Origin of the sequence: Anabaena azotica FACHB-119, assembly GCF_014697625.1 — a bacterium.
Classification (GTDB): Bacteria; Cyanobacteriota; Cyanobacteriia; order Cyanobacteriales; family Nostocaceae; genus Trichormus; species Trichormus azoticus_A.
Genome location: NZ_JACJSG010000100.1, coordinates 1 through 8,749 on the forward strand (window position 1 = coordinate 1; position 8,749 = coordinate 8,749).

General features: G+C 43.0%; 11 protein-coding genes and 2 pseudogenes. 7 read left to right on the top strand and 6 right to left on the bottom strand.

Annotated elements, in window-relative coordinates:
* Positions 1-650 precede the first annotated feature (650 nt).
* On the bottom strand, positions 651-1,286 hold the full coding sequence (locus tag H6G83_RS34140) for a transposase (protein WP_313937793.1): 636 nt from the start codon (positions 1,284-1,286) through the stop codon (positions 651-653).
* 24 nt (positions 1,287-1,310) lie between these two features.
* Positions 1,311-2,273 (bottom strand): IS5 family transposase, encoded by a 963-nt coding sequence (locus H6G83_RS34145; protein WP_190480528.1) that lies wholly within the window; start codon positions 2,271-2,273, stop codon positions 1,311-1,313.
* 84 nt (positions 2,274-2,357) lie between these two features.
* Here H6G83_RS34145 and H6G83_RS36325 point away from each other — a divergent pair, with 84 nt between their 5' ends.
* From H6G83_RS36325 to H6G83_RS34155, 3 genes and pseudogenes are all read left to right on the top strand, one after another.
* Positions 2,358-2,561: a helix-turn-helix domain-containing protein gene (locus H6G83_RS36325; protein WP_313937795.1), complete on the top strand. Its 204-nt coding sequence runs from the start codon at positions 2,358-2,360 to the stop codon at positions 2,559-2,561.
* A complete protein-coding gene (locus H6G83_RS36330; RefSeq protein ID WP_313937797.1) occupies positions 2,527-2,829 on the top strand; it encodes a zinc ribbon domain-containing protein in 303 nt (100 codons plus the stop codon). Before H6G83_RS36325 ends, H6G83_RS36330 begins: the two co-directional genes overlap by 35 nt.
* 222 nt (positions 2,830-3,051) lie before the next feature.
* A pseudogene (locus H6G83_RS34155) lies at positions 3,052-3,261 on the top strand (hypothetical protein); the annotation flags it as partial.
* A gap of 54 nt (positions 3,262-3,315) precedes the next feature.
* Here H6G83_RS34155 and H6G83_RS34160 read toward each other — a convergent pair.
* Positions 3,316-4,419, bottom strand: coding sequence for a hypothetical protein (locus H6G83_RS34160; RefSeq protein WP_190480518.1), 1,104 nt, complete (start codon positions 4,417-4,419; stop codon positions 3,316-3,318).
* 89 nt (positions 4,420-4,508) lie between these two features.
* Here H6G83_RS34160 and H6G83_RS34165 point away from each other — a divergent pair, with 89 nt between their 5' ends.
* Complete coding sequence (locus H6G83_RS34165) at positions 4,509-4,724, top strand: hypothetical protein (protein ID WP_190480532.1); 216 nt, start codon at positions 4,509-4,511, stop codon at positions 4,722-4,724.
* Here the strand turns inward: H6G83_RS34165 and H6G83_RS34170 are convergent.
* From H6G83_RS34170 to H6G83_RS35750, 3 genes and pseudogenes are all read right to left on the bottom strand, one after another.
* Positions 4,650-5,121, bottom strand: a pseudogene (locus H6G83_RS34170) (hypothetical protein); the annotation flags it as partial. The gene H6G83_RS34165 and the pseudogene H6G83_RS34170 overlap by 75 nt on opposite strands.
* A gap of 283 nt (positions 5,122-5,404) precedes the next feature.
* Entirely contained in the window at positions 5,405-6,307 is a 903-nt protein-coding gene (locus H6G83_RS34175; protein WP_190480520.1) for a hypothetical protein, read from the bottom strand.
* A gap of 120 nt (positions 6,308-6,427) precedes the next feature.
* On the bottom strand, positions 6,428-6,661 hold the full coding sequence (locus H6G83_RS35750; protein WP_190480530.1) for a helix-turn-helix domain-containing protein: 234 nt from the start codon (positions 6,659-6,661) through the stop codon (positions 6,428-6,430).
* A gap of 175 nt (positions 6,662-6,836) precedes the next feature.
* Between H6G83_RS35750 and H6G83_RS34185 the strand changes: the two genes are divergently transcribed.
* From H6G83_RS34185 to H6G83_RS34195, 3 genes are all read left to right on the top strand, one after another.
* Positions 6,837-7,808, top strand: coding sequence for a hypothetical protein (locus H6G83_RS34185; protein WP_190480523.1), 972 nt, complete (start codon positions 6,837-6,839; stop codon positions 7,806-7,808).
* A 102-nt stretch (positions 7,809-7,910) separates the two neighbouring features.
* Positions 7,911-8,234: a hypothetical protein gene (locus H6G83_RS34190; RefSeq protein ID WP_190480525.1), complete on the top strand. Its 324-nt coding sequence runs from the start codon at positions 7,911-7,913 to the stop codon at positions 8,232-8,234.
* 10 nt (positions 8,235-8,244) lie between these two features.
* Positions 8,245-8,439 (top strand): hypothetical protein, encoded by a 195-nt coding sequence (locus tag H6G83_RS34195; protein ID WP_190480526.1) that lies wholly within the window; start codon positions 8,245-8,247, stop codon positions 8,437-8,439.
* Positions 8,440-8,749: the final 310 nt, after the last annotated feature.

Here is an 8,749-nt window from a genome sequence, read left to right on the forward strand (position 1 = left end):
TTCTTTCCACTGCTTCTAAACATGGTCTGAATCTTTTGGAAGTTATTACTCAGGCTCTACTTGGTAATCCCTCTGTTTTTCTTGCCTCTCTTACTACTAGCTAGGCAGTTACTAATTTGTTTACATTATTTCGGGTTTTAACCATTCGGAACAAGTTAGCAGGACTTACGCAAGTGTCACAATTGGTGATTGGTGCGTGACCCTACAAGTCTCATGACTACATTCAAATATTTTCGCAGTGTCACACACCCTACAGAAAAATATGCCAGTTGCGTAAGTCCTAGTTAGAAAAGAGCAAATTTTGATAATCGCCAAAAGATTAGTTTTTTGGGACAATTTATTCTTTGGAAATCCCTAGTGTCTCGCTAGTCTTTGACCCAGATTTCTCACAAGTGAAAAAAAAGTGTTCACATAACCTCAATAACTAACAATTTTTTAATACATGAGTGATTTAGATTCAAAGGCAGAAGTCAAGTAAGCATAATTTTCTGTCACTAGTAAAATAAATTACTGTTTTTTTGATTCATACGCAAATAATAGCGGTACAAAGCTAAAATTAAGCAAGCCAAAATTAGACTTAAGCCAAGCCCAATTAATTCATGTATAGTTCGTGGACTCAAAAGCAGGATTTTAACCAGATAAAGGTAGACTCACTTCTTGCACCTGCAAAACTGGATGTCAAAACCATGACTACGTGCAAGGGGAGTTAGCCGTTTAATGTCAAGTAAAAGTAGATACACAACTATATGAGAAAAAATAGACTCAAAGGCTGTTTGTGCAGCCTGACCCCAATCAGGTGGTGATGTTGAGTGAGTATGTAGATAAGTCCAATGAGCGATGAGATAAGCGCTTAGAGAAAGAATTAGCCACCGATACATACCCAGTAGAGTTCCTTGTCCAAAACGGTGCAAACCAAAACGATGCTTTGCAGTTTTAAACCATCCCTCAATCTGCCATCTGCGTTTACCCCACCACTTGAGAGTAGAAGCTTTAATCGGGCGGGTAGACAAGACAAAACGCTTTTCTAATTTACCATTATCGCGTTTTAAGTAATACCAAGCAACGGTAACAGGAAACTTTAACCCGAACAAATAAACTTGTTGACCCTGCTGATGTAAACGTCTTAGAAGTCTGCCATCAGCTAACTTACGACTAATAGATACACCTGTGACAGCGTGATATTTAAGCTGACGTACACCCTCAAGAAACTCTACACTACCAAAAGCAGTATCCGCTAAAATAATAGTTTGGAAAGGCTTTGTTGCATGAAAGGAAAAAAAGGACACACCCATCCGAAGTAAGGAGAGGAATTAGGCAACGACTTTATAAGAGTCAGGCTTACCTAACTGGATCATGCGATTGAGCGCCGCACATTGTAAGAATAACTCGACAGCCTGATTGTCAAAAAAACGTCGTCTCAACCTACCGCCAAAAATGGTTTTGAGTCGAAAGATAACAGTTTCAGATAAAGAACGGCGGTGATAACCAGACTCTTGTTTCCATTGCTTACGCCCGACTTGGTTCACCCTCCGCAGATTTTCATCTCTAGGGTGTGGCTGTGCTTCATTACTTTGTTGTTGAATTTTGGCGTTGCTGCGCGGTGGAATTACCGCTTTTGCCCCGCGTTGTGAAATGCTGTCGTAACAACCTTTTGTGTCATAGCCACCATCACCAGAAACTTGCTCTATCGGCTGATCAATCTGCTCCAATATGTCAGGCAAGACTTCACAATCACCCATATCATTAGTAGTGACGACTGCGCCCAGAATTTCGCCACTTTCACAGTCAACGCCCAGATGCAACTTGCGCCACGTCCGTCTCTTACTAACCCCATGTGTACGCACTTTCCATTCGCCTTCACCATACACTTTCACACCAGTTGAATCCACTACTACATGGACAGCCTCATCTTTTGGCACTACAGGTAATTTCACCGACAACTTGCTCAAACGCCTTGATAGGGTGGAGTGATCTGGTACAGCTAGCTCTATTCCCATGAGCATGAACAGCGACTCCAAAAACCCCTCTGCTTGTCGTCCAGGCAAATGAAACACCGATTGAATTGTTCCCATCGTAGCGTTCCCGCTTCGGGTTGCCGAAGGCATCGCAGTATCAGAGTAGTAGTTCGATGCCCCCTTTCTCCCCGTTTTTTGCTGGTTGTGCCACTGCTCGATTGTCTCTTCATTTACCCAGAACGTTATACTGCCTCGTTGCTTGAGGGCAGCATCATAGGCGTTCCAATTCTGAACTTTATACTGAGCTTTCGTCTTCATCTTGGGCGTTTGGGCGGCGAGAGAACATAGCAGATAGGTAAAATTTACCAGCAATATATTTATACTTTTACACATACTCTCACTATGGATAATACCCCTCAATCCCAAGAATCCTTGGCTGAATACGTCAAGAGAATACGCAACGCCTTGGGTCTAAGTCAAACTGAGTTAGCAAATATTGCCGGTATCCACATCCAGAGTTTGGGCAAAATCGAGCGCGGCTTGACCACCAAACTCAATACCAAAAGTCATCGTGGTGAGCGCGATCGCCTTACAGGTTCCATCTGAGTACCTTGATGCTGTTACTAGAGGTATCCCCATCAATTGTGCCGATCGCCTCAAGTTTTGTCCTCACTGTTGGACACCTGGAACCACCCTTGAGGATTTTTGGTTGTCGCCGCGATCGCTGTTTTGTTTTTTATGCGGTACTGCTTTACGTGATAGTTGTGCTAATTGTCACGAACCTATTACTTCGTTAAAATTTCGTTTCTGTCCTTACTGTGGTACTCCATATAAGGAATCATTTGATTCTCTGGCTTCAACTAAGACTCAATAACTTTAGTATGTTCGATTACTTCGCTTTTTCCATCTTTACGGTCAAGTTTTATCTCATTTTTAAACTAAACTGTTTAGTTTGCCTCTGGGGACAGCTTCGCCATCTCTCCCCCAAGTACTATCAATTACTTTATACTCAGTATATAGCTGTGTAATAGCTATGTAGTACTCGATACTTTTATTCTACATATTCAGTGTTTATCCAGCTAGGTGCAAGATATCAGTTAACCCCCTTGAACTTAAGATTTTAAAAGCTAAGTCCTTCAAACTTCCCAAAGTACTAACCGTTAGCTGGGCTGTTGAAACTGTTGCCCGTCTTGGTGGCTACTTAGAACATCGAAGTAAAACACCCATTGGTATCCAGGTACTTTGGCGAGGTTGGTTAAAATTACATGACCTCTGTGAAGGTTGGCAGCTTGCAAAAGACACTTAACGGGAAAAGTCAGAATAAGACATAAGTTCACGCCAGGGAGTGTCAGTTAAGCTTTTAGCTAACCAAGGAGTTTTGCACAAAATTCTGAGCAGCGTCCTTTATTCCTTTCCAAACTTCGAGTGCTTTTGGGATTTCCAAGGCGCGGGCTACCCACAGGTAGTTACTTAACTTCTCCTCGCTGGATAAGTTACAAACATCAGTCAGTCGGTCAGCAGTATCACCGAAGACCTTGTTGATTTTTTTGAGGTTGTTGTTAATACTTAGCACAGCTGCGACTACTCGGTTGCCGTTTATAAAGAAGTCCTTGAGATCGTTGGTGAAAATTGATTTTTGCTGTACCTCAGCCTGGGCTGCATCGATCTCTTGTCTCAACTGCTCATACTTTTTCCGTGCATTTTTCTTTTTGCGATCCCAAAGCATTGTCAAACCCTCTTGTTCCTTGTCGTCACCAATGCTTTCGATCGGTTCACTCCATACTGATTCTGGCATGGTCTTACCTTTCCACTGCTTGTAGGCTTGGGCTGCTTGGTTCTTTAGCTGGTCGATGTTACTCCCGAGTAAACCAATCCTTTGGTTAGCTTGGTTAACAAGTTTGGTCTCGTTGAAAGTCTGTATAGCCTGAGAGAGTTGTGACTCAAAGGGGGAAATCTGAGACATCAGTATCTCGGTTTTGCTTTTGTTGTTGTTTGCCGTCGAAACCAGACCTCCTGAACCATTAAGTATAGTCTTTAGATACTCGGCACGGGTTTTCTGATCAGTGTTCGACGGTTCCAGAAGCTGTTGGAGTGAACCTAGTGTACTCTCGAAGGTACTCGCTGCATTCCCAATTTGAGTGAAAAGCCAAACAAGATGTCCATAGACAAGTTTTGGCGGATCAATACCCATCAGCAAGTTGGGATTGCTAGCTATTTGCTGTTTCAAGGTGGTTGGATTACCAAAATTCTGTGCGACCTGACGCGCGTTTGCTACGGCCGCAACAAAAGTTTGGACACCTTGCTCGTCCTGAAAGCTACCATAGCGAGCTTTAAAAGCTTCATCGTCTTCTGGGAACTGAACAACTTGTTTTAACCAGACCTGAAGATTGAACAAATTTTTCGACAAGTCCTCGGTGATTAACTGGAATGTCGTGTTGCTTTGCTCTGCACTATTACTTGCCATGTTGTTCTCTCCGCTAATTTTGATGGGTGTGGTCAAAAGTGGTTGGTTGAGTGCGACGATGCTCCGCCCCGCCTAATAGAGCGATCTCTATGAGTAGCAGAGGCGATCGCTCAAAACCTGAGAAAAAAAATCTTTTTGAGGATAATAATAAAGATAATTACTATGATAGTGTGAGCGTTGCTCACCCTCACTTATTAATTATAATTATCAATAACAATATCGTTGCCAATTTACGAGGTTTTAAAGCCTATAGAAACGGCATGAATACGTCCCAAAGAAGTAAGCTTGGCAAAAATCTGATTTAATAAAATAGGCTCAGGGGTTTGAGGAAGCATTTTTAACATTTCATGGACATATCGAAAGCCACGATAATGAGCCTTAAGGTCAATAATGCCGGAACCGGGATTGAGTTGACGGAAATCAGCAAGAAGATTGTGGGATAAATAAGTATGTTAAAGGGATAAAGTTACCTACTAACTCGAATAGTGAATTAATCATCTTCTGAATTAGTAATAACTCAGATGTTAATATCACTTGGGCTTTATTTTTGTTTTTACTCCCTTTTGGTCGTCCTCTCCCCCGTTTTTCTTGGGATTTTACTTTTTTGGCTGGTGGCGTACTATTTGTTTGATTATCACTCTTAATTACCTGTTATATTTGAATAGGAAATGACTGCCTTCCTCCAACACTAACTAATGATAAAGCATTTTCTCGCTCCAGTGCGGATTGTGGGAATTTCTTTTCAATCATTTATACACCGAACTTGTGTAACGAAACAATAAGTCGCACATCGCGTTAACTATTAAGTTAAAAGCTGGGAATATTTGCTGATTAAATTTTCATGGTGCAGGTGTTGGTATAAACCATACTATAGCAACTGGCAAAATGGAATCTCTTCATTAAGGTTTCCAAATCATTGGTCGATACCAACATGAGAACATAACTTAATACTCTGCATTCCTTTTTTCTCCTGGTTCTTGGTAACTCAAGAATTGCGCGGTATCTCATCTATGATGCCGTATTCTCCTTCAATCAGACTCAGCAGCTTCTCTTCTACCGCCGTAAGATAAGGACGGTTTAACTTTCCCAACGACTGCAACAGATTTTTGACCGTCTCCTCCAGTGAATCAGAGTATATTTGTGAAATGCGATCGCACAACGCCCCCACCTGCTCACACTCACTAGGTAAGTATTCGCAGGACTTTAAATGCTGCACCCCAACCGTCACTTCGCCATTCCAGGTTTTGACGGTACAGCTAAACTCACCAACATGAGAGACAATCGCCCAACAGCCCCCCATTCCTCTAAGTTCGGGGTTATCCTTAACTAATATCTGGCACACTTCCCCAAGCTGGTAAGTATTGGGTACTTGGGTACGTTCCATTATCTTTTGCACCACATCTTTAACGATACGATGAGATGGTACTTTACCCTTGGCAGATTCTACAACTTGTTGCCATGCTTCGGGCTGAATGTCTGGGTCTAGCTTTGTCAATGGTCTAACTTGCCACTCATTCGTCGGTAGGATGTGAACGTTCCGTTCACATTTTTCCACTAAATTATCAAAAATAACCGCAGCTTCCATTAAATAGTAAGACTGGCGACGGCTTTGACCAAAGCGATCGCGGCAATATTCCTCAAAAGTGCCGTGCGTGGAACGATAGAGCCGACGATCGCGTAATTCTGCAAGCGCCTTCCCAGCCTCGAAAAAAGCTCTCTCCACCTTGCGCTCAAGCAAAAGGCGATCGCTTTGCTCCTGCTCGGTTAGTTCAGGAACTTCAACCGCCGCCACGTCAATTGTTACTGAAGCGGGATCTTCTGAATGGGAAATGTCTGAGTTGATAGATGACGCAGAGGTGGCTTTGCGCTTACGGGGTGGAGAGTTCATTGTTCCACCCTACTTGAGTGTAATTTGCTGAAGCGAGAACATAAAATTATGGCTGTAGCCTGAAGTTACAAGCACTCGTAGAAAAACTGAAGGTAGAAGCAGAAGATAAGATTTGAGGTATTAACCATTAAAATTCACTCCTAAGTCAATACCAAGAACTCGCTCAATCTTTCTCAAAGTTTCTTCTGGCAAAGCATCACGTATCCGCTCCGCTTCAATGTCGTGCCAGTAAGAGCGACTAATTTCAGCTTCTGCTGCCAGAACCTCAACTGAGCGCCCATCGGCTTTTCTAGCTTGCCTAATTTTTCCTCCTAAACCTTGAATTTCAATATCTGTGTAGCGCCTAATTTTCACTATATCCACCTAAACCACCTCCTTTAATGTAAAACGTCGTCCTACACTCAATATAGACTGTCGTACATCAATTGACAAGTGTCGTGCGACAGTCTACAATACTAAGACATAGAGAAAGCGCCCCTGACTCGCAATCTGAAGCGCTTTTCTAGTCCATTAATAGAACTTACCTATTATGACCCACGTTATATACTCTCATCAACAACTCCAGCACAAATCCATAGCTGGACTCAGGCAACTCTACGACCAAATCGGCTGCACAGTTGAGATAACCAACCGCTACTGTAAGAACGCATGGATTGCTGCGATCGCTGATTACCAAGCCCAGCGCCTATACAAAATCGCCCCTCTTGCCCTTGACGAACAAACACTAGCCCAAGCAGAACTAGACAACTACATCGCCAACCAAGCCCAGGCGATCGCACCGGAAGAACTGACCACCCAACAAATAAATCCCCATCACTTCGAGGTGTATGCAGGCAATAGACTTGTCGCCTACATCAGCTACGACAACAATGAATATGTAACCCAAAGATGGGTGGTTATGGTTAATGGTGAAGAAAAGTTCCGTCACTTTGCTATTTCTCAATGCCACCGCTTCATTAATTGGCATCACAAAGACGGTACACTCAACCCTCCAGCCCAAACTGTAGTTCCCGAAGTTCCTAAAGTACAAGAAATCTCTCTGTGCGACCAAGAGTTAGTCATCCAAGGGGAACAGATAGCCAGCATTGAGTTCGACCACGACAACTATCAAGATTTGTACTGGCGAATCATCATTAACGGCCGCGAGATTTACCGCGACACCACCCCCGCCAAATGCCACAGCTACGTCAAGCAGCAGTACCAGCAAGGGATGTTACCCGTGCAGGCGCAGTTTGAGGAACCTAGCGCGACTGCTAACGAAATCATAGCGCGACTGGGGGATGAGGAAGAATTAACTAATTTACAGCCAGTTGAAGTTATCCAGAAAAACGGTGAGTTCTGGTTTGTAGCAGTTTCTTTAAAACCTCAGCCAGTAGCCGATGATTCTATGGGTGCGTCTGGTGAGGATTGCTTGGATATGCCATTTGACCAACTTACCCCGGATGAGTGGCTGACGCTGATAGAGACGGAAGCACCAAGCTCTGAGTTAGTTGCAGCGTAAACCAGAACCCAGAACTCAGAAGTCAGGAGCCAGAACAATTTTGATTTCTGACTTCTGACTCCTGACTCCTGACTACTAATCATTCATTCACCAATAACAAATATGCAACCCGTAATATCGATCCCTAAAGACTGGGACTATCCCCGATTCGTGCCAGGGCAATGGACAAAGCAGGGGCTAATTATCGGCATGGAGTACAACCCTCCAGGCACACTATTAGCCCATGAATACGGACAAGGTTGGCGCTATGCTGTGCTACCAGACAAGAACTCTCAGCAAGTATTTTATTACTTTGATGAGCAAATTCAACAGCTTTCTGTTGCAGAAGTTCAAGCACTGATACAAGCAGAAATTGAACAACATCAACAGCAATTAGCGGCACTTCAGCAGCAATTAGTCGTGATCATACAAGACAAACGCTCTTGAGAAAGTTTTTATGGAAGTTAGCCTAATTGATTTAGTTGGTGTGACCCAATACCTGTTATCTCAAATCGCCCAACATCCCGATTTTCTCAAGCTGGAATACTACCCAGACTTAACAATTGTGGATGCTCAAACCGCATTGTCCTACATCAAAGATGAGCTAGAAACTAATCAACAATCTGCTGCTACAGCCAAGGTTTTTGATTAGAAGAAACTCGCCCGAATTAATACTGAAAATTCGGGCGACTGCTAGTATTTGTGAACTTAACATCTTACTACAGCAATCAGATTATTGCACACCAAAAATTGAATATGCTGTCCAAAAATAATTTAGAGATTGGTGGCATTACTCAACATTACTCAAGTAAGTTTTCGCTTCCCTTAGCGTACAAATTATGAAACAAGAATCATGAAAATCACATTCACCCAAGCCCTAACACTTCTCCAACTGCAAACGCCATTCACAATGGTGGATCTCAAGAAAGCCTATCGCGCTGCTGCACTTGTCCATCACCCAG